This is a genomic window from Litoribrevibacter albus, assembly GCF_030159995.1.
Lineage (GTDB): Bacteria > Pseudomonadota > Gammaproteobacteria > Pseudomonadales > Litoribrevibacteraceae > Litoribrevibacter > Litoribrevibacter albus.
The window spans coordinates 14078-33541 of record NZ_BSNM01000025.1 but is presented as its reverse complement, the minus strand read 5'-3'; the positions used below and the strand labels follow the sequence as shown (position 1 = coordinate 33541).

The 19464-nt window shown below is 37.4% G+C and carries 17 protein-coding genes and 1 tRNA gene; 13 read left to right on the top strand and 5 right to left on the bottom strand.

Going from position 1 to position 19464, the window contains the following annotated elements; translation table 11 throughout:
• The first annotated feature begins 79 nt into the window (after positions 1 to 79).
• The 9 genes from QQL66_RS18670 (at position 80) to QQL66_RS18630 (ending at position 9825) form a co-directional block, all read left to right on the top strand.
• Positions 80 to 1267: an NAD-dependent epimerase/dehydratase family protein gene (locus QQL66_RS18670; protein WP_284383535.1), complete on the top strand. Its 1188-nt coding sequence runs from the start codon at positions 80 to 82 to the stop codon at positions 1265 to 1267.
• Complete coding sequence (locus QQL66_RS18665; protein ID WP_284383534.1) at positions 1264 to 2244, top strand: NAD-dependent epimerase/dehydratase family protein; 981 nt, start codon at positions 1264 to 1266, stop codon at positions 2242 to 2244. Before QQL66_RS18670 ends, QQL66_RS18665 begins: the two co-directional genes overlap by 4 nt.
• The gene (locus QQL66_RS18660; RefSeq protein ID WP_284383532.1) at positions 2231 to 3328 is read left to right on the top strand and encodes a polysaccharide biosynthesis protein; all 1098 of its coding nucleotides are present in this window, start codon (positions 2231 to 2233) and stop codon (positions 3326 to 3328) included. The genes QQL66_RS18665 and QQL66_RS18660 overlap by 14 nt, the downstream gene beginning before the upstream one ends.
• A 19-nt stretch (positions 3329 to 3347) precedes the next feature.
• A complete protein-coding gene (locus QQL66_RS18655; protein WP_284383530.1) occupies positions 3348 to 4412 on the top strand; it encodes a glycosyltransferase in 1065 nt (354 codons plus the stop codon).
• Positions 4387 to 5274, top strand: coding sequence for a glycosyltransferase family 2 protein (locus QQL66_RS18650; RefSeq protein ID WP_284383528.1), 888 nt, complete (start codon positions 4387 to 4389; stop codon positions 5272 to 5274). Before QQL66_RS18655 ends, QQL66_RS18650 begins: the two co-directional genes overlap by 26 nt.
• Complete coding sequence (locus QQL66_RS18645) at positions 5268 to 6173, top strand: sulfotransferase domain-containing protein (RefSeq protein WP_284383527.1); 906 nt, start codon at positions 5268 to 5270, stop codon at positions 6171 to 6173. The genes QQL66_RS18650 and QQL66_RS18645 overlap by 7 nt, the downstream gene beginning before the upstream one ends.
• On the top strand, positions 6170 to 7516 hold the full coding sequence (locus tag QQL66_RS18640) for an MATE family efflux transporter (RefSeq protein WP_284383526.1): 1347 nt from the start codon (positions 6170 to 6172) through the stop codon (positions 7514 to 7516). Before QQL66_RS18645 ends, QQL66_RS18640 begins: the two co-directional genes overlap by 4 nt.
• 334 nt (positions 7517 to 7850) lie before the next feature.
• The gene (locus QQL66_RS18635) at positions 7851 to 8681 is read left to right on the top strand and encodes an O-antigen ligase family protein (protein ID WP_284383525.1); all 831 of its coding nucleotides are present in this window, start codon (positions 7851 to 7853) and stop codon (positions 8679 to 8681) included.
• A complete protein-coding gene (locus QQL66_RS18630; RefSeq protein WP_284383524.1) occupies positions 8647 to 9825 on the top strand; it encodes a glycosyltransferase in 1179 nt (392 codons plus the stop codon). The genes QQL66_RS18635 and QQL66_RS18630 overlap by 35 nt, the downstream gene beginning before the upstream one ends.
• Before the next feature lie 29 nt (positions 9826 to 9854).
• On the opposite strand, the gene QQL66_RS18625 is transcribed toward QQL66_RS18630, so the two are convergent.
• Positions 9855 to 10616 (bottom strand): glycosyltransferase family 2 protein, encoded by a 762-nt coding sequence (locus tag QQL66_RS18625; RefSeq protein WP_284383522.1) that lies wholly within the window; start codon positions 10614 to 10616, stop codon positions 9855 to 9857.
• A gap of 41 nt (positions 10617 to 10657) precedes the next feature.
• Positions 10658 to 11668, bottom strand: coding sequence for a sugar transferase (locus tag QQL66_RS18620; RefSeq protein ID WP_284383520.1), 1011 nt, complete (start codon positions 11666 to 11668; stop codon positions 10658 to 10660).
• A gap of 146 nt (positions 11669 to 11814) precedes the next feature.
• Here QQL66_RS18620 and cysC point away from each other — a divergent pair, with 146 nt between their 5' ends.
• The 4 genes from cysC to QQL66_RS18600 all read left to right on the top strand — a co-directional run bounded on the left by cysC (position 11815) and on the right by QQL66_RS18600 (position 14512).
• A complete protein-coding gene (cysC, locus tag QQL66_RS18615) occupies positions 11815 to 12420 on the top strand; it encodes an adenylyl-sulfate kinase (protein WP_284383519.1) in 606 nt (201 codons plus the stop codon).
• 17 nt (positions 12421 to 12437) lie between these two features.
• A complete protein-coding gene (gene cysQ / locus QQL66_RS18610) occupies positions 12438 to 13217 on the top strand; it encodes a 3'(2'),5'-bisphosphate nucleotidase CysQ (RefSeq protein ID WP_284383517.1) in 780 nt (259 codons plus the stop codon).
• A gap of 102 nt (positions 13218 to 13319) precedes the next feature.
• Positions 13320 to 14336 carry a UDP-glucose 4-epimerase GalE gene (galE, locus tag QQL66_RS18605; protein WP_284383516.1) on the top strand — a complete coding sequence of 339 codons (1017 nt, stop codon included), beginning with the start codon at positions 13320 to 13322 and terminating at the stop codon, positions 14334 to 14336.
• 89 nt (positions 14337 to 14425) lie between these two features.
• Positions 14426 to 14512: transfer RNA gene (locus QQL66_RS18600), tRNA-Leu, on the top strand.
• A gap of 367 nt (positions 14513 to 14879) precedes the next feature.
• Here QQL66_RS18600 and QQL66_RS18595 read toward each other — a convergent pair.
• From QQL66_RS18595 to QQL66_RS18585, 3 genes are all read right to left on the bottom strand, one after another.
• Positions 14880 to 15695, bottom strand: coding sequence for an outer membrane lipoprotein-sorting protein (locus tag QQL66_RS18595; RefSeq protein ID WP_284383514.1), 816 nt, complete (start codon positions 15693 to 15695; stop codon positions 14880 to 14882).
• Entirely contained in the window at positions 15682 to 18153 is a 2472-nt protein-coding gene (locus QQL66_RS18590) for an efflux RND transporter permease subunit (RefSeq protein WP_284383513.1), read from the bottom strand. The genes QQL66_RS18595 and QQL66_RS18590 overlap by 14 nt, the downstream gene beginning before the upstream one ends.
• A gap of 269 nt (positions 18154 to 18422) precedes the next feature.
• Positions 18423 to 19325: a LysR substrate-binding domain-containing protein gene (locus QQL66_RS18585; RefSeq protein ID WP_284383511.1), complete on the bottom strand. Its 903-nt coding sequence runs from the start codon at positions 19323 to 19325 to the stop codon at positions 18423 to 18425.
• Between the last annotated feature and the right edge of the window lie 139 nt (positions 19326 to 19464).

Here is a 19464-nt window from a genome sequence, read left to right as displayed (position 1 = left end):
AATTAGAGTGTGGGCGATTTATACCGATTTTTATATTTAGTTTAGATTCTCAATATCCCTATTGACTTAGGAGTTAGTTATGCATGTTTTGATTTTAGGTGGCGATGGCTATTTAGGATGGCCAACGGCAATGTATTTTTCAAACAGGGGTTATGAAGTTACTGTTGTTGATAATTACTTTCGTAGAAATGCTTGTTTAGAGCTTGATTCTGGAATGCTGTATTCGGTACCAAGTTTGATTGAGCGTGCAAAGATTTGGTATGAAAGAACAGGCTACGAGATTAAGGTTGTTTTAGGAGACTTATCAAATCCTGAGCTGATGAGGGGATTATTTGATGGTAGGGTTGAATATTCTTGGTCTGTTAGTACGGGATTTACAGGGGTGCCGTCAACAGTAGTTCATTATGCAGAGCAGCCTTCTGCTCCTTATTCATTGATTGATTATAAACGTGCTGATTTTACAGTTGTAAATAATCTTAGGGTTACAAATAATTTATTATGGGCTGTACGTGATCATGCACGAGATACTCATATAATAAAATTGGGTACTATGGGGGAATATGGAACTCCGAATATTGATATCGAGGAAGGATGGATAAATATTCAGCATAATGGTCGAGAAGGCCGTTTTCTTTTCCCTAGAGCAGCAGGAAGTCTCTATCATACAACTAAAGTAATGGATACAGATTTAATTTGGTTTGCAGTACGAATGTGGGATCTTAAAGTAACGGATTTAATGCAAGGTCCTGTATATGGTATAGAGACGGAAGAGTCTAATATCGATAAAAGATTAAGGACAATTTTTAACTATGACGAAGTGTTCGGCACTATTGTGAATCGTTTTGTTACTCAAGCCGTTTCTGACTATCCTTTGACTGTATATGGTAAAGGTGGGCAGACGAGAGGCTACCTAAATATTAAGGATACTCTTCAATGTATTCATGCATCTGAAAGATCGCCAGCTTCTACAGGTGAATTAAGAATATTTAACCAAATAATGGAAACCTTTAGTGTTAATGAGTTAGCTGAAATAACAAAGAGGGTGGGAGATTTAAGAGGTCATAATGTAGAAATTAAGTCAATTGATAATCCTAGAAAAGAAGCAGAAGAGCACTACTATAATCCGAAGTATCAAGGGCTTAAAGATATAGGAGTTACCCCTAATTATCTAACTGATGAAGTCATGAATGGCTTATTCAAGATAGTGGAGTCTTATAAAGAAAATATAAGAACGGATGTTATTTTTAAAGGGGTTAAGTGGGGATGAAATGGTTAATTACAGGTGGTTGTGGTTTTATAGGTCTCTCGTTAGTTAAAAATTTACTAGCTGATACTAATAATAAAATAATAATTTTAGATAATTTAACTGTTGGTACTAAACACGATTTAGCGCAAATTTGTAAATTTGAGGAAATTGATCCTCAAAATATAAAATATTCCGATTCTTTAGTGCAGTTCGTTCAAGGAGATATTTTAGATGCCGATCTAGTTAAAAAATTAAGTAAAGACGTCGAGATTATTGTTCATTTAGCTGCTAATACAGGTGTAGCACCTTCTGTAGATAACCCTAGAATGGACTGTGAGAATAATGTAATTGGAACTTTTAATGTTTTAGAGGCAGCTCGAACTCAGAATGTATTACGAGTTGTATTTGCTTCTAGTGGAGCTCCTATTGGTGAAGTAAGTCCTCCAATTCATGAAGAATTAGCACCTCATCCGGTATCTCCTTATGGCGCTAGTAAATTGGCTGGTGAAGGATATTGTTCAGCCTATTATAGAACTTTTGGTGTCGATACTGTTGTCCTTAGGTTTGGTAACGTATATGGTCCAGGGTCTGCTCATAAGAGTAGTGTCGTTGCGAAATTTATAAAACGTGCCATGGATGCTAAACCGTTAGAAATATATGGCGATGGTAGTCAAACTAGGGATTTTATTTATATAGATGACTTAATAAAGGCAATTAATAAGGCGGCAAGGGTTTCTGGTGTTGGAGGTGAAATTTTTCAAATTGCGACAAATAAAGAAACAACAGTTTCTGAAATTTCAATGTTAATTATAGATTCATTGAAAGAAAACAATATTTTACCTGTTGGCATCGAATTATCTCCTTTTAGGTTAGGCGATGTTCAAAGAAATTTTTCTGATACGTCTAAGGCTAAAAAGCTACTTGGTTGGAGAGCAGAAACCTCTTTGAAAACCGGAATTAATTTAACAGTCCGAGATTTTATCAATGAAAAAATTTGAAAATAAGACAATACTCGTAACTGGTTCATGTGGAACGGTTGGTAAACAAATTATAAGTCAGCTCTTAAATATAAATGGTCCATATAAGCCAAAAGAGGTTGTTGGAATTGATAATAATGAAAGTGAACTATTTTTCCAGGACCAAAAATACCTTGCTGATCCTCGCAGTCATTTCTATGTCGCCGATATTAAAGATGAGAATGAACTGATTAAGAAATTCTCTGGCGTGGACATAGTGTTTCATACTGCGGCCATGAAACATGTTGTATTAAGTGAAAGATCCCCGGACCAAGTTATACAGAATAATATAGTCGGTGTGCAAAATGTGATAAATGCGGCAATCAGAAATGAGGTTGAGAGAGTTATATTTACTAGTTCTGATAAAGCAGTTAATCCAACTAATGTGATGGGAACGTCTAAGTTAATGGGTGAAAGACTCGTAACAGCGGCTAATAGTACCCAAAGAAAGTCTAAAACTATATTTACTTCAACGAGGTTCGGGAATGTTTTAGGCTCTAGAGGATCTGTTGTTCCTATATTTAAGAAACAAATTCAAGAAGGTAAAGATATAACTTTAACACATAAAGATATGACTCGTTTTGTGATGACTGTAGAGGAAGCTGTCTCTTTAGTTTTGGAGTCTGCTGAGATCGCTAAGGGAGGTGAAGTATTTGTTACTAAAATGCCTGTACTCTCTATTTTGGATCTTGCTAAGGCAATGATTGAAATCTTATCACCTACCCTTGAAGGTAAAAACAGAACGAATATTAAGATCATTGGTTTGAAGCCTGGAGAAAAACTATATGAAGAGCTGATGAGCTCTGAGGAAACTAGGAGAACAGTAGAATTAGATAAGTATTTTAGTGTTCTTCCAGCTTTCAAAGGTATTTACAACGACATTGAATATATGTATGAAAATTTTATTAGTGGCCAAATAGAAAGACCATATATCTCTGAAGAAGAACCTAGAATGAGTGTTGAGGAGATTAAGGAATATCTAGTTAGCCGAAAAATCCTCGAGGAAAATCTTGAAATACCGGATCAGCGCTATTGGCCTGGTGATAAAGAGAGTAATAGAGGATGATTCATGGCTAGGAGGTATCGTGAGTATTTTTATTATTGACGATTCAGTGGGGGTGAAAAAACATGGGCCGGCTATAGTAGCTGAGAATCTGACTAAGGTTTTTAAATGTAAGAATTTAGATTCGAAAATTATAAGTACTGGCCTAGGTGGAAAAAGGTTTGAACAGTATAAAATATTATTTTTAGCCCTTTTTTCTAGGGATATAATCATTGTTTATAATTATTTCCCAGTTAATCCTGTAAAAATATTTTTACTACTTTTGTTGACTGTCTTACGACGCAAGACTAATTGCTTTATTCATGGCGATCTTCCTTGGACCTTTCCTGATTTGTGTAATAAGAAAAGGATGGTTGAAAAGTTTGTTGTAAGTAATTTTAGCTTTGTGTTTAGATGTTTGTATTTTCCAAGTACTAGCACCAAAGAAAATGTTCTAAAAACTCTAAAGTTCTCCAAGTTTAGTAGTTTAAACGTCATTAATAATACGATATCTGATAGTTATTTTATTGATTCTAATGAGGTTACTTCGAAGGAAGTCGTTACTTCCGAGACAAACTATATTTTGGTTATCTCTAATAATGATCCAATTAAAAGAGTGGAATGGTTTGTTCAGGTTTTTCGCGAAGTAGTAGATCGGCTCAGATTACATGTTCCTGAAGTAAAGCTGGTAGTTGTTGGTAGTGGCTATGATCAAAATTTAAGCGATGATGACGTCCTATATGTAGGTGCTAGAAATGAGTATGAGCTTATTAAGCTCTATGATGGTTGTAATTTCTTTGTTCACCCATCAAAGCATGAAACATTCGGTATTCCATTAGTAGAGGCTTTGAGTAGGGGGAAGCTAGTTTTAGTAGAGTCTTCTTTTGGCGTACCAGAGGCTATAGGTTCTTTTGGTGTAAAGCTTTGCGAAGGTGCGTCCGAGGTTGATTGGAAGACTACGCTGATAAAGATAGCTGAGAATATTGAGCGTTTTTATAGTCCTGTTAGAGTTTTAGCTAGAAAAGAGTATGCTAAAAGCTTTAGTGCTTATAACCTATCAGTAAGGAAAAGTGAGTTACTTGATGAAAATTTCGGTTGTAATAATTAGTTATGAGCGCTGTGATCTAGCAGTTCAGAATGTTAAGTCATTAGTTGGTGCTTATGACTTTGAAGAGGTTTTGGTATTAGATAATTCCTCTAAGAAAAGCAAAATTGGAGTATATTCTGAACTTAATCAATTCGATAATGTAAAGGTAAATTTGAGTGAACAAAACTTAGGTGTTGCGAAAGGGAGAAATTATGCCTTTTCACTATTAAGTCCAGTGGATTATGTCCTATTTATTGATGATGATGCATATCTTGATGAATATACAGATATTTTAGATTTATGTAATTATATGCATCAAAAGGATGTTGGTGTATTGGCAAGTAATGTTTATAACCATTATTCTAAGCAAAAGCTGCACCATGAATTCCCAGGACCTAGGAGGCTGCTCTATACAAATAAAGAGTTTTCACCTACTTACTTTATTGGAACTGCTTTTATTTTTAAATTTAACTATTTCAAGGCATTGGGAGGTTTTGGGGATAAGTTTTTTTATGGAATGGAAGAGTTGGACTTGTCAATAAGGTATAGGGAAATATATGGAAATACTATTATCTATCATCCATTGTTTAAAATTTATCATATGGTAGATGTTCGAGGTAGGCAGAACTCATTCGAAAAGTGGAGAGGGATGTATACATCTAGAGTTTTCATTACAAAGAAATACTTTATTTATCCTGCATATATAATAACATTGCTCGCATGGAGTGTTCTTATATTGTTGAAAACAAAGTCATTTAAAACTGTACTTAAGATTAATAAAATGGCGTTAATAGATAACACTCATCAAGAAAAATACTCTTTTATGCGTAGATTGAAAATAAGTATAAATGAATTGTGCTCTGGAGGACGTTTTTTTTGGTAAATAAAGTAGTATTTATTGCCTCTTCAAGTCGTAGCGGCTCAACAATTTTTGAACAATTATTATCACAAGACCCTAGGTTTTTCGGGCTTGGTGAAATGCGTTACTATTATACCCGAATGATCCGGGATAATGAGCTATGTTCATGTGGAAAAGTTGGTGGAGAATGCGATTTCTGGAGCGGGAATTTTAAGCATGTAAGCGAATGTGGCTCAATAATTGATAGTCAGAATAAAATTGATAGAATTAGATATTTATATAAATATATATTCTTAAAACCCGCTAATGTTGATGATCCTTTTATAAATAATATATTGTCCACTTATAACTACGCTTTTGAAAAATCAAAAGTAAGTAATTTAATTGACTCATCTAAACATCTTTCTTACGTTTTTTTGTTTTCAAAGATTCACGAAAATAAAGTTGTATGGTTCATTCGTAAGCCGAAGGATGTTGTTATTTCATGGTTGGTTCCCAAGAGGAGACCAGAAATAACTGGAAAAATCACTTATATGGAAAAGCAGTCAGTTATATTTTCGACTCTTGAATGGGTTTTTACTAATATGCTATTTCTTATTATGTTTTTAGTAAAAGGAAAGGCAAAAGTGAAGCCTGTTTTTTATGAGGATTTTGTTAATAATCCAGGAGGTATTTATTCTGAATTCTTGGACTTTATGGGGTATAAACCAAACGTAGAGCTTTTATCTAGTTTAGATTCATCTAAGAGCTTTGAAGTCAATGAGAACCATCAGGTGGCAGGTAACCCTGTTAGATTCAATACAGGAGTTATAAAGATAAATATTGGTAAATCTAGTAATGCAGTTTTTAAGTGGTATCACTCGATATTTGTCAGGTTATTCGCAGACCCTTTATATTATTTAATAAGGGTGATAACTAAGTGATAAATGTTTTTGTTTATATCTTAACTTTTGGTGTTGACAAGGTCTTACGTATCTCTTTCCTGTTGTTGGCTCCCATTATTATAGATCCTATTTTCTTGGGTGAATATGTATTGTTTATGGGGTTGTATGCTTTTTTTGGGGTTTATTTTATTTCATCAGCACCGGCTCTTGTAGTTAAAGAATCAAAATCAGCTGTTAACTTTAATAAGAGATTTTACTTTTATTTATTTTTTGTTTTGGTTGCTTTAATTTTATGTGGTGTCATAAATGAGTTTTTTTCTTTTTTAGAAAGATTTGACTTTATTAGTTTTGTTTTGCTGGCGTTATCTTTTCCTTTTCACGTCCTGCTGTCTCTTCGTTTTTCAGAAATACGCGTTATGGGTCTAGGAAGAAAAGAGTCGTACTTACGCTCAATATTTTACCCATTAGTATTTTTTCTTGTTATATATCTTGGGGTTTCTGAATACCAGGGTGTAGCTGTATCTCTAGGTTTTTTAATCGCTTCTTTAGTAACTTTAATTTATGTGTCCTATATTGAGCGGGGTGAGAGTCAAGTACAAGAGCTAATTAAAGATGTAGATAGGGATTTTCTATTCAATATGACTTCTATCGGGATGATTCTCGTTATTGTATCTCAAATAGATAAGTTTGTTATTGCAGTATTTTTAGATAAGTCAAATGTCGCTTTATATTCGATTATTATTTCTTTGACTGTTATTCCATCAATGCTTCTTTCAGCGATTAATCCATATTTCATAACAGTTTTTTCCAAGTATAAGGAGGATTCTGGTTTTGTTATAAATTTCTACTCTGGATACGTTGTGGTTTTGGGTTCTTTGGCAATTATATTATTCCCGTTTATTGAGTGGTTTATAAAGGAATATTTTATAATTAGTAGGGCGGATTATAATCTTGATCCCTCTGTTATTTCTCTTTGTGTTAAGTTGGGAATTTTTGCAACTTTATATAATGTTATTACTGGCCCTTTAGCTTCGATGTTGCAATATGGTGGTAAACACAGACTTGATTTTCGGCTTAGTGTTTTTCAAGTTTTAATTGCGATTGCTGTTTCACCTGTTTTGATTAAATTCTACGGTTTTGAAGGGGCATTTTATTCTTATATTATTTCTAATATTTTCATTAATTTAATAAGGTTTTATTTTGTTAGGAGGCAGAATGAAGTTGGGGTAGGCTTTCTTTTTTTATGTTTGATTTACTATTTTATTTATTTTTTCTCTGGGTTTCTTGTGGTTTCGGTTCTTGTTTCAATTTTCTTTTCCATTATTTTTATTTTTATTTATAAGGACAGAGTTGTTTTCTTTATTAGAGGGTTGAGTAGATAGGTCTATGGAGGTTAATGGTTACTCAGTTAGTCTAGGAAGGATAACTTTATTGCTGTTGATAGTTATTCTGTTGTTACCGATCTATGACTATAGACACTTATTCGCTGGTTTTTTATTTATTTTGTGTATATACAGGGTGGTATTAACGAGACGTACTAATTTATTTTATTTGTTATTGATTTTGATTTCATTTTTGTATTTGGTGTTTTTTCCTTTTTATTATGATGTTTTAATATCTATTCAGTTTTTTTTCTTGCTATTGTTACTCTTTTCATGTTCGTATTCTGTTTTAAATTTAGGTGTTAGTTCTTTCTTTGTCCTTTTGAGAGTTATTTTGTTTTTATCACTGTTTGTTGGTGTGTTTCAAATATTAAAATATTCTTTTGGTTCTTATGATTTTTTTGGACGAGCTGTATTTTCTAAAGATAGATTTTCAGATAAGTTTCTTTTATTTTTTAACTACCCTTATCCGAGACTTACTACCTGGTATTATGGATTTGGAGAGTTTGGTGGGCTAATAAATAGTGGTATATTTTTATCTTTTATTTTGATTAGAAACTGGTTTTTTAAGCTTTTTTCTGTTTTAGTGCTGTTCTACGCACTTTATTTGACTGGCGCTAGAGCTAGTTATCTTGCTTTTTTCTTGAGTTTTATTTTTTTTATTAATAGGTTTTCTTATAAGTTATTCTCAAGCTTTATTATTTTTATCTCTATTTCTATCCTTCCTTTGTTTTTTCTTTCAGCGTTAGATGATTTTCACTTTTTAGGTGGTGGGACTGTTGCTGAAAGACTCTCTGGCTATGTTGTTGCAGCTAAACAAATCTTATCTAGTCCTATAGGACATGGGCCCAATCACTGGGAGCATATAATGGCCATAAAGGTTTACGGAGAAGGTGAAGAAGTTGCTCTGCATAATTCTATGTTATGGTTTGGATATGTTGCTGGATTACCAGTCTTGTTACTTTTTCTTTCTCATTTATGGTATTTTATTTTAAGTTGGCGCGGTTGGTCTGAATCTACTTTCTCAAGAGGCTTATTTTGTACATTTTCTAGTGCTTTTTTATCGATACTTTTTAGTCCATTCTTTACAAATTATTTGATGTTTATACTTATCGGAGTGTTATTTTGGTATGTCAGAAATAGAGAAAAGTATTCTTTTTGTTAATGTGGGCCCTAGTTATTCTAAAAATTTTAAATATTACACTAGTGCAAAGTTTTGGGACTTTTTTAGTTGTGCTGTTTCAGATGTTGAGACAGTTGGCTACATTGGTCCTTTTTCTGAAAATACACCAAAAAATTTAGCCTTATTTCCAGTATCTGGTTGTAGAACATATAAGCTACCATTTTTCTCTTCACAGAGAGAGTTTTATTGGAAATATATTACATCTTTATTTTTTAGAAATGAATTAAATGTAGTGCTTAGTGAACTGGCAAAATTTAACTTTGATGTTGTCTATTTAAGAGATTTTGGATTATTTCCATATCTTGTTGTTAAGAGACTAGTTAAAAATAATCCTGATATAAGGGTTGTCTTGCATATAACTTCTGACACTAAAAAACTTGCAGAGAGTAATTTCAAAGGGATTAAAAAGCATGTTTATAGGTTCTACTCTATGTTTAGGTTTAACTTTGAGTACAAATTTCTAACTAAGTTTGACCATAAAGTGTTACTAAACTCTCCACATCCTTATTTTAATTTTAATGATAATTGTCATTTAATGATGGCTCATTCGAGTAAAGGTTTTAAAAGCCGCGAAGAGGCTTATGCTTGTGTTAATAGAACTTTCGAAGTTGATGCCCCATACATTTTGTTTGTAGGAAGAATTTCTAAAGAAAAGGGTGTAGGGATTCTGATTGATTCCTTTTTAGGGTCTAAAGACTTGAAAAATAAATTTAAGTTATTAATAGCTGGTGACGGACCTGAGTTAGCGGCGATTAAGAAAAATTATGAGTGCTCTGAAATAGTATTTTTAGGTAATGTTTCTAATCAAGGTATTTTGGATAACTTATATTCAGCTTCTTCCTGTGTTGTTATTCCTTCTCTAGAAGACGGGGTTCCAAAAGTTTTGATGGAGAGTCTCTCTTGTGGCGCTGTAACTCTTGCCTCAAGGGTAGGTTTTATAGATAAAATTCTTGATTCTCGTTACATATTTGAGCCAGGTAATGTCAATCAGTTAACTGAGTTGATTGAGGCGGTGCTGGTAGGTGATGAGTCAAATAAGGTCAAGGATTGGTTTTTATTGGAATCTGAGAGGTTTTCTTCTGAGGCATTACAGGCTCGAGTAAAAAAATTCATTTTTTCTGATTAATAAACTTTCTGGTTATATAAGGTAAGTGCTTATTTTCTTGCTATTGAGCTTAGTGAGAGTATTGCATATTGAGAAAATAAGTAAATGCTTTTAATTATGTTGAATTTCAGTTCTTCTCTATATATACGCCATTGCCAGATAGCTGCTTTAAATTTATTTGAAGATATAGATTTATCATGAATTCTATAATACGCTAGTGTCTCTTGTATACAATATATTTCACCTGCCTTCTTTGCTAATTCTAGCCACATTATATAATCTTCATGCCCTTTTGTTTTTTGTTCTATAATACCTAGCTTTTCTCTGTTGTATATGCCAGTTAAATTGCCAACGCAGTTTTTCTTGAGCATTGTTTGATACTTAATTATTTCTGGAAACTTACGGTTGTTTATTACCTTTTTAGGATCTTGTTTAAAAGTTGAATAGTTTGAGCATACGATGTTGTAGCCTTCTGATAACTTGGATATTTGATATTCTAACTTTTCTGGTCTCCAAATGTCATCGGCATCTAAGAATGCTATGTATTTCCCTTTGGAAGTATTAATTCCCATATTCCTTGGAGTGGCTGGGGTTCCGGAATTAACTTTTTGTTCTAAATATATTATTCTAGGGTCTGTAAAGTATTTAATGCAGTCCTGTGTCTGGTCTATAGAACAGTCATTAATAATTATTAATTCCCAATGCTGATAGGTCTGAGATAAAACAGACTTTATAGATTCTTTAATAGTCTTTTCACCGTTGTGTACCGGCATAATAATAGATATAAGGTCTTTTTTATGTTTACTTTTCAAAATTAATTTCTCTTTGTTTATAACTAAGACCTTTGGTAGGTTTATTGCCCCATGCCAAATAAGACGGTTTTAATAGTTAGTGCTACAATTTTAAAGTCAAGAATTAAATTCTGGTGTTTGATGTAATATGTATCATATCTATGCTTACATTTTGCATCTTCTATAGTCTCTCCATAGCGATATTTAACTTGAGCTAGGCCTGTTATTCCTGGTTTTACCGCATGCCTAAACCGATAAAAAGGAATTTCTTGTTCTAACTTCTCTATAAAAACAGCTCGCTCTGGCCTTGGGCCAATGAAAGACATCTCGTTTCTCAATACATTTATGATTTGTGGTAGTTCATCAATACGCGTCTTTCGGATAAAATTTCCAACCCGAGTAACACGTGAATCGTTTTTCTTGGCATATTGTGCACCGTTTTTTTCAGCGTCTATTGCCATTGAACGGAACTTTATAACTTCAAACTCTTTGTTGTATCGACCTACTCGTTTTTGTCTATAGAAGATTGGACCAGGGCTATCTAATTTAATGGCTATGGCTGCAATTATGCCAAGTATTAGTGCAGGAATGGCAATCAATACGCTTAATAGTATATCTGTGAGGCGTTTACTCGCGTCTTTTTTCCGTTCTCTAAGTATTGAGAATGATTTCCTGTGTAGGTAGTAGTCGCTATTTAATAATTCAACTTCTGTGTAGCCCAGTTTACGATCCAAGAAGTCAATCAATGGCTCAACTAAATGGCCGTATTTAATTTTTTCAATCAAAAACTCTTTTTGTTCTGTGCTTAGGCGTTTGCTTTCATAATGAAAAATATCTGCCCCTTCAGTGACTCTCTCATAATTATTGATGTAGTGAGGGATAGAGTGTTGTTGTAAAATTTTTGAGATTATTTCTTCTTGATCTAGGGGGCAAAAAATAAAAATCATTGATTTTGAAAAAGTATGGCTAGAGTTTTGTTTCGAGTTAGATGGAAGAGGCTCCTTATCAGAAGCAAAAGCTAACGGTGTTGAGGGGCTTTCTGTCATCATACGTCCAGTATGTTGGATGTCCATAGTATCAACCAATATTAGCAGAGCGACGATATTTTCTAAAGTTATTTGGTGATTCTTTATGGTTTGGATTTCTTAAGGATTAAGGTTGACCGAGCTGCTCCTCCAGGTTCTAATTGGTACATCTTTTATTTATAGATGTGTAGTTTATGGAAAATACCACAAGTAAGGAAGTAGTCTGGCATGCCCATGGCGTCTCTAGAGAGGATCGTTCACGGCAAAAGTCACAAAAGCCTTGTCTATTATGGTTCACTGGTTTGAGCGGAGCAGGAAAATCAACAGTTGCTAATGCTTTAGACTGTGCTTTATTTGAACAAGGAAAGCATACCTTTTTATTGGATGGTGATAATGTTCGTCATGGCCTGAATAAAGATCTAGGTTTTTCGGACGCCGATAGGGTAGAGAATATTCGTAGAATTGGTGAGGCATCTAAGTTGTTTTCTGATGCAGGTTTGATCGTGTTGTCGGCTTTTATTTCACCGTTTATATCCGATCGCCAGATGGTTCGTAGCTTGTTTACCGCAGGTGAGTTTATTGAGATATTTGTTTCTACTCCTATAGATGTATGTGAACAACGAGACCCAAAAGGTTTATACAAAAAAGCCCGTGCGGGTAAAATTAAATACTTCACTGGTATCGACTCAGATTACGAAGAGCCTGTAAATCCTGACATTATCCTTGATACGTCAAAACACTCGGTTGATGAGTGTGTAGAAGAACTGATTGAACTACTCAAGGCAAGAAAAATTATTTAGCTTTAAGCCTAATTAAAATGATTAACAGCACAACTTTAAACACTATTCAATCCATTGCTGTCTCCGCTGGTAAAAAAATTATGGAAATTTACCAACGTGATTTCAAAACCTATCTCAAAGATGATAAAAGCCCGTTAACCGAGGCAGACCTAACCGCCCACTCCCTGATTTGTGGTGCTTTAAGAGAGTGCTTTCCTGAGTTGCCTGTGTTGTCAGAAGAGTCTTCTGATATTCAATATCAAGACCGTAAAAATTGGGAAGCATTCTGGTTGGTTGATCCTTTAGACGGCACCAAAGAATTTGTCAAAAAGAATGATGAGTTTACGGTGAATATTGCTTTGATCGTCCAAGGACAACCAGTTTTGGGTGTGGTATACGCTCCCGCTTTAGATATAATCTATGCAGGAGCTGAAGGCGTTGGTGCGTACAAAGAAATTAACGGCCAACAGAGCGTAATTTCAGTAATCAATGAAACGCCTGAAAACTGGATCTTGGTTGGTAGTCGTTCTCACCGTGGTGAGGCTATGGATGACTATCTTAAGAGGTTTGCTTCTTATAAATTTATTGCTATAGGCAGTTCTTTGAAATTGTGTATGGTGGCAGAAGGTTCTGCTCACTTGTATCCTCGTTTAGGGCCAACCTCTGAGTGGGATACGGGTGCTGCTGATGCTGTGGTCCGGGCTGCAGGTGGTGTAGTGACAGACATCAAAGGGAATGCTTTGCAATATAATAAGGAGATCATCTTAAATCCTTGGTTTGTAGTTCATGGCAAAGATTTAAAAGTTCCAAGTTTGTAGTTAAATGATAAATCTTAGGACTTTAAGTTAAAAATAATCTATTTGAGTCATGTTTCAATTAAACCGGTGACTCACACATAGCTATCTTTTTTTGGAGTAGTAATGACGCAAATCTTAGTCACGGGCGGAGCCGGCTACATAGGCAGTCATGCGGTCTTGCTGCTTCAGCAAGCAGGTTATGATGTAGTAGTAGTTGATAATTTGAGTAACTCGTCTGAAGAGTCTCTGCATCGTGTCTCAGGAATTACGGCTAAAGATTTTACTTTTTACAAGGCGGATATCTGCGACTCTGATGCCTTGGAGCAAATTTTTCTCGAACACAGCTTTGATTCAGTTATCCACTTTGCAGGTTTGAAGGCTGTCGGTGAATCCGTCGAACTCCCTCTAAAGTACTATCAAAACAATGTGGCTGGAACTGTTTCCTTGTGTCAGGTAATGGCTAAGCACGATGTGAAATCTATTGTCTTTAGTTCATCTGCAACTGTGTATGGTGATCCAGTCTCTGTACCGATTCTTGAATCGTTTCCTACTTCAGCAACGAACCCTTATGGTCGTTCAAAGTTGATGGTGGAGGAGGTCTTAACGGATCTCTACAAGTCTGATCCAGATTGGCGTATTTCTTTATTGCGATATTTTAATCCGGTAGGTGCTCATTCTAGTGGTTTGATCGGCGAAGATCCTAATGGTATTCCGAATAATCTAATGCCTTTTATTTCTCAAGTAGCAGTTGGTAAGCGTGAGAAACTGTCTGTCTTTGGTGGCGATTATCCAACGAAGGATGGAACTGGTGTGCGTGACTATATTCATGTGATGGATCTTGCTGAAGGTCATCTAAAGGCATTGGAAATGCTCAAAAAGAAGCCAGGCTTGCACACCCATAACTTAGGAACTGGAAACGGCTATAGCGTTCTTGAAATGATCAAAGCTTTTGAGGCTGCGTCTGGTCAGAATGTGCCTTATGAAATTGTTTCTCGTCGTCCAGGTGATATTGCAGAATGCTTTGCAGACCCTACTAAGGCCGAGCAGGAACTTGGCTGGACAGCAAAGCTGGGTATTGAAGATATGTGTGTTGATGGTTGGCGTTGGCAGAAGAATAACCCAAATGGTTATAAAAATTAAAAAACTTCAATAAAAACAGTTGACGAGATAAAAAGCTTCCGTATAATACGCCTCACTCTTCGACGGAAGCTTAACTTTCTGTCTGTAGTGCCAGTGTGGTGAAATTGGTAGACACGTCGGATTCAAAATCCGATGGCTTCACGGCCGTGGCGGTTCGAGTCCGCCCACTGGTACCATATTTTATATCTTCAATATCTTTTCTTAATACAATACCTCCAGTAACTTATTTAGAAATATTTTCCCTTATATCAATAATTTCTTCTGAATTGCTGACCTTTAAAGCTTATTGATTTTTTTATCTAGTGGAACGAATCTCGGTTTACGTTTGTTTTGTGCGGATAGCTATATGTCTATTACGTTTTGACAGTCTCAGGCTCTCTATGGCTTTCTCTATGATGTTTGCAATAAAGAGAGTGGAGAGGCGTAAAAGACGCTAGGAAGTGTTTAGGAAGGCTTAGGGTGTTAATTGTGAGGGTAGAAAAGAGGAAGAGGCTTTAGGTAAACACTCAGCCCACATGAAGAAGGCTGAGTGGGTGATACAGCTTAACGAGCGCGCTTCAGACTGTTTTTGTTGAAGTCGCTGTCATCCAGGCCATTTTTGAAGGTAAAGTCACTCATCACAAGGTCTGTACTTTTCCCTGTTTGGTGATTAACCATGGTGGAGTTGTGTGGACGCCAGTATTGTTCCAGGTACTCTTTCCACTTTGAAGCAGTCAGGGTTTTAAGCAAAGACTGCTTACGGTCATAAAACTCGACTTTCAGCGTTCTGTATTCTTCCTGGTCAACCCAGGCCACTTGTTTGGTGTAACCTGAATACTTATCCACAGGGTAGCGTTCAACGACGAAGCACTTTTGTCCATCCAGTTCTTCTTCTTTGATGAACTTGTAGGTGTACTTTTCCACTTCCTGAGGCGTCATATCTTCGAAGGCAAACTCACTGCCCATGAATGGGCCGGACTTATTACGGCTGGCAATGCGTTTTACTCGGCCAAGTTTTGGTAAATACAGCCATTGATCGTCCGACTCAACTTTGTGAGAGAAAGATAGTAGGGCAGTGCCTTTCACATCACGAGGCGAGTTGAAAACGGTTAGGCTCTTATCACCGTCATCTTGCATTTCAAGGGCTTTTACAGAAAGATCGCGAGAGCTTTCATCACCACGTTTGTTTCTAAGGATCATGGTCATGTTAGCAGTTGAATCTTGCCAGCCGGTGTTACGACGATCGGCTTCTTGAGCGATGGCTAATCCCTGTTCTTCTGCTGTTTGTGCATAAGCAGTAGAAATTTGTGTGATCGCGGTGGTAAGTACCAATCCAGCGATGGCAGTGGCGCGACGAAAACGATTATTAGACCAGTTCATGCTCAGGCTCCTTGTTGAGGGTCTGCTGTTCAGTTGTGTGCTTTTTTTCGACGTGTGTCGTTCCTGTATTGTCCGGGCCTTGTTTACGAGTCTTTTGGCGTTCGGACAGGTACTTCAATAGGGCTGGTAGGAATAAGAAATCGGTAATTAGCGCGATTACAATCGTAATGGCGGTCATCAAGCCCATTTGTGAGTTCATGCTGAAATCAGAGAAAGCCAGGATACCGAAGTTCACGCACAGAATGACGGTTGTCACGATCAAGGCAATGCCTACGGTATTAAAGGCGTAGTGGATTGCTTCGTCTGTGGATAACCCTTGTTCACGTTTCGCTCGGAGATATTTACTCAAGAGGTGAACGGTATAGTCTACAACGATACCAAGCGTCATGCAGGTAACGATGGAAAGTGATACTCCAACACGGCCAGAGAAGATCCCCCAGATACCAAACGCAATAGCGGCTGGTGCAATGTTTGGAATTAAACTCAGAACCCCGTACTGCCAGGATTTAAGCGCAACGGCCAGAACCAGCGATATTAATAAGATCGCCATGATCGTGCCTTGCAGCATACTGTTGATGTTGCGTTCACCAATGTGTGCAAACATGATATCGCGGCTAGATCCATGATCAATCATGTGTTCCGGCAAGTTTGTCTGCATCCATGCATAAGCACGATCAGCAAAGGCCAGTAGATCAACGGTGCTTAGACGATGGATACTGACTACCACGCGAGTCGCTGATTTATTCAAATTTACTTGGTTATTGAGATCCAGACCAAATGGCAAGGATAGTTCGTATAAGAGTAGGTATTGAGCCGCTAATTCACGATCGCTAGGTACTTTGTACCATTCAGGGTTATCCGCGTGCATATTTTTATTCAGACGCTTCATGACGTGGATAAAGCTGTTTACGTGCGCGACTTCAGGTTGTTCGGACAGCCAATTGGTGAATTTCTCAAGGCCAGCAAGGTATTCAGGGTCTGTGACGCCGTTTTCTTCTTTGGCTTCTAGCGAGTATTCCACGGTGGCGACACCCGTTAGGTTGAACTGGGTGAAATCAATGGCTTGGCGCACTGGCATACTTTCGTCAAAGTACTCAGCCCATACATCGTACAGTTCATTCTTTGGAACGAACGCCCCGAAGCCAATGATGATTGCCATAACGCCGATCAGGATAGGACGGTGTTTATTAATGGTTAGTGAGGCAATACCTTGCATTAAAGGTAAGCCGCTGTCGTCTTTCACGCGTACTTTGAAAGGCAGAATCATGATCAATGCCGGAAGTAGTACAACGGAGTATGCCCAGGCAAATACCACGCCCATCGCGACCACATTACCCATATCTCTAAACGGTGGGGAGTCGCTGAAGTTCAACGTTAAGAAACCAATCATGGTGGTTAAACTGGTTAGGAAAACCGGTTGAAAATTCAGGCGTAAACTCTCTTTAACAGCATCCGCCTTTGCGAGCCCTCGTTGGCTGGCAAGGAAGAAAGACACCAGAATGTGGATACTGTCGGCGATGGCCAAGGTTAAGATCATGGTTGGGGCATTAGCTGCTGGTGGCGATAAGTTAATGCCTAACCAACCGGCAACGCCTTCGGCGGTCCAGATTGATGCAATGATAATAACCACGGTTGCGAGCGTACCGGAAAGCGTAGTGAGTACACTGCGGCTGGCAATGTACATGTAGATAGCAATACCTAAAATAGCCAACAGCATCGCCATCGGGATAAGACTGGTTAAGTCATTAATGGAGGCTTCTTTAAAGGCATTGTTATTGATAATCGAACCGGCCAGATAGAAGTTTGCAATATCACTGTATTTCGCTTCATATTTGGTGATCATTTCACGGCCATAGGCCACAACTTCCGGCACTTCTTTCGATTTCTTAACGCCCGGCAAACGAACCGTCACATTTACCGCTGTAACCCGGCTGTCAGATGAGATCAGTCTGTCTTTCAGAATGGGTTCTTCTAAAGCGATTGCTTGTGCTCTTTTGAAATCGTCTTCGGTTAATTGATCGGCATATTCAACCAGATTACCTACGATCAGATCGTCTTCTTCTGCATAGGTATGCTGATAGTTGGTTATGGAGTCAACGCGAGAAGAGAAGGGAACCGTCCAGCCTTCTTCGGTCAGCTCTTCGATCATGGACAAGGTTTTTTGCTCGAAAACATTACCTTGCTTGGATTCGATGACAAACAGTAATGAGTCATCCTTGGTATACGTGTCCTGTAGGTTCTCAAACGCCAGCATGTGCGGATTGTCATGGCTAAAGAAAATCCGGTAATCCGTCGAGAACTTGATGTTCTGCATCCCCAAAAAACACAGATAAAATACCGCAGCCGTGGCCAATAAAGTGATAAAGCGGGCTTTAATCACTAATGATGCGAGGCGTTCAGAGGCATTATCAGAACTAGACAGCGACGATGATTTCTCAGGCTGAGATTGCTGTGACATAGTGCTTCCTTTATCGAGCTACAGCCGTACACCTTTATAGGTCTATGAAGGCTGTAAGTGTTTGCTTTTAAATTATTTTTCTTTTGATATTAATTATAATTATCAAGTCTAAAATAGAGCAAAAGCCCTAATGTATAGCGTTCCGGTATTGTCCGGTTTTTGTCCTTTTAAAACAAACGAAAGTTTTCACTGTATACATGAGCAAAATTCACCTGAAATATTCGCTTCTTTATAACAATCCAAGTTTCAGATTCAGCTTGTCCTACAAATTAAACGCTTTCATGCGTTAAGTTCTGCAGCATTCCTTTAATCCAGGTAGAGAATGTTTTGATCGCCGGTGTAAGGCGTTTATCTTTCCGATACACCAGATACAGTGCTTCAGGTAATTCAAGTACTTCCTCAATGGGGCGGATGAGTTCCCCCCGATCTAAGCGCAATTTCAATAATGGCAATAACCCCAGTGTGATGCCGTGTCCTTCCGTACAGCTCTGCAAAATGCTGGTGTAGGAATCCAACCACAAGTCGGTATTTTGAGGTTGATAATCTTCATCAAACGCAGAAAAGAACCGTTTCCACCCGTCACTTACGACACTGGAATGAATCAAACGATGCTGCGTAAGCGTTTGAAGCTGAAGATTCTCTGAATCCTGTAAGGCCGGACTCATGACTGGCGTGGCTGACAGCGACGTTACTTTTTCATAGGAAACATCGGTATGAGATGGCTCTGTACCGAAATATAGAATCACATCCAGGTCATCGCGTTCGGGATTCGCCCACTTCAGACTGGTTTCAAGTCGTAGCTCGATGTTCGGATTGTGTTGTTGGAACTCGCTGAGATTCGGAATAATAAAATCGCTGGCAATCATCGGTGGGATACGCGCGCGCAGTACATTCTGGCTGAACTGGCGTTTCAAGCGATCTGTACCTGAGCTGAGCTCATTGAGCGCTTTCTCTACAATGTTCTTATACATTTGACCCGCAGGGGTGAGCTTGATCTGGCGGTTTTGTCTCCGAAAAAGCTCAAGGCCAAGTGTGTCTTCCAACCCTTTGATTTGATGGCTAATCGCTGAGGGGGTCAGGTGAAGCTCAGTGGCTGCAAGTTTAAAACTTTCATGTTCAGCGGCCAGCAGAAAAGCTTTAAGGCTTTGCAAAGGGGGTAAGGGTGTACTCATAGACTGTCTATCTCAAAACCCGTTGGTGTCAGCGAAGAATGACATATAGATGACAAATATTAATTGATGTGTCAACTATATAATGTAACCGCACATTGATGTTCTGTATTTTTCGAGTGACATGGACGACTAATGATTT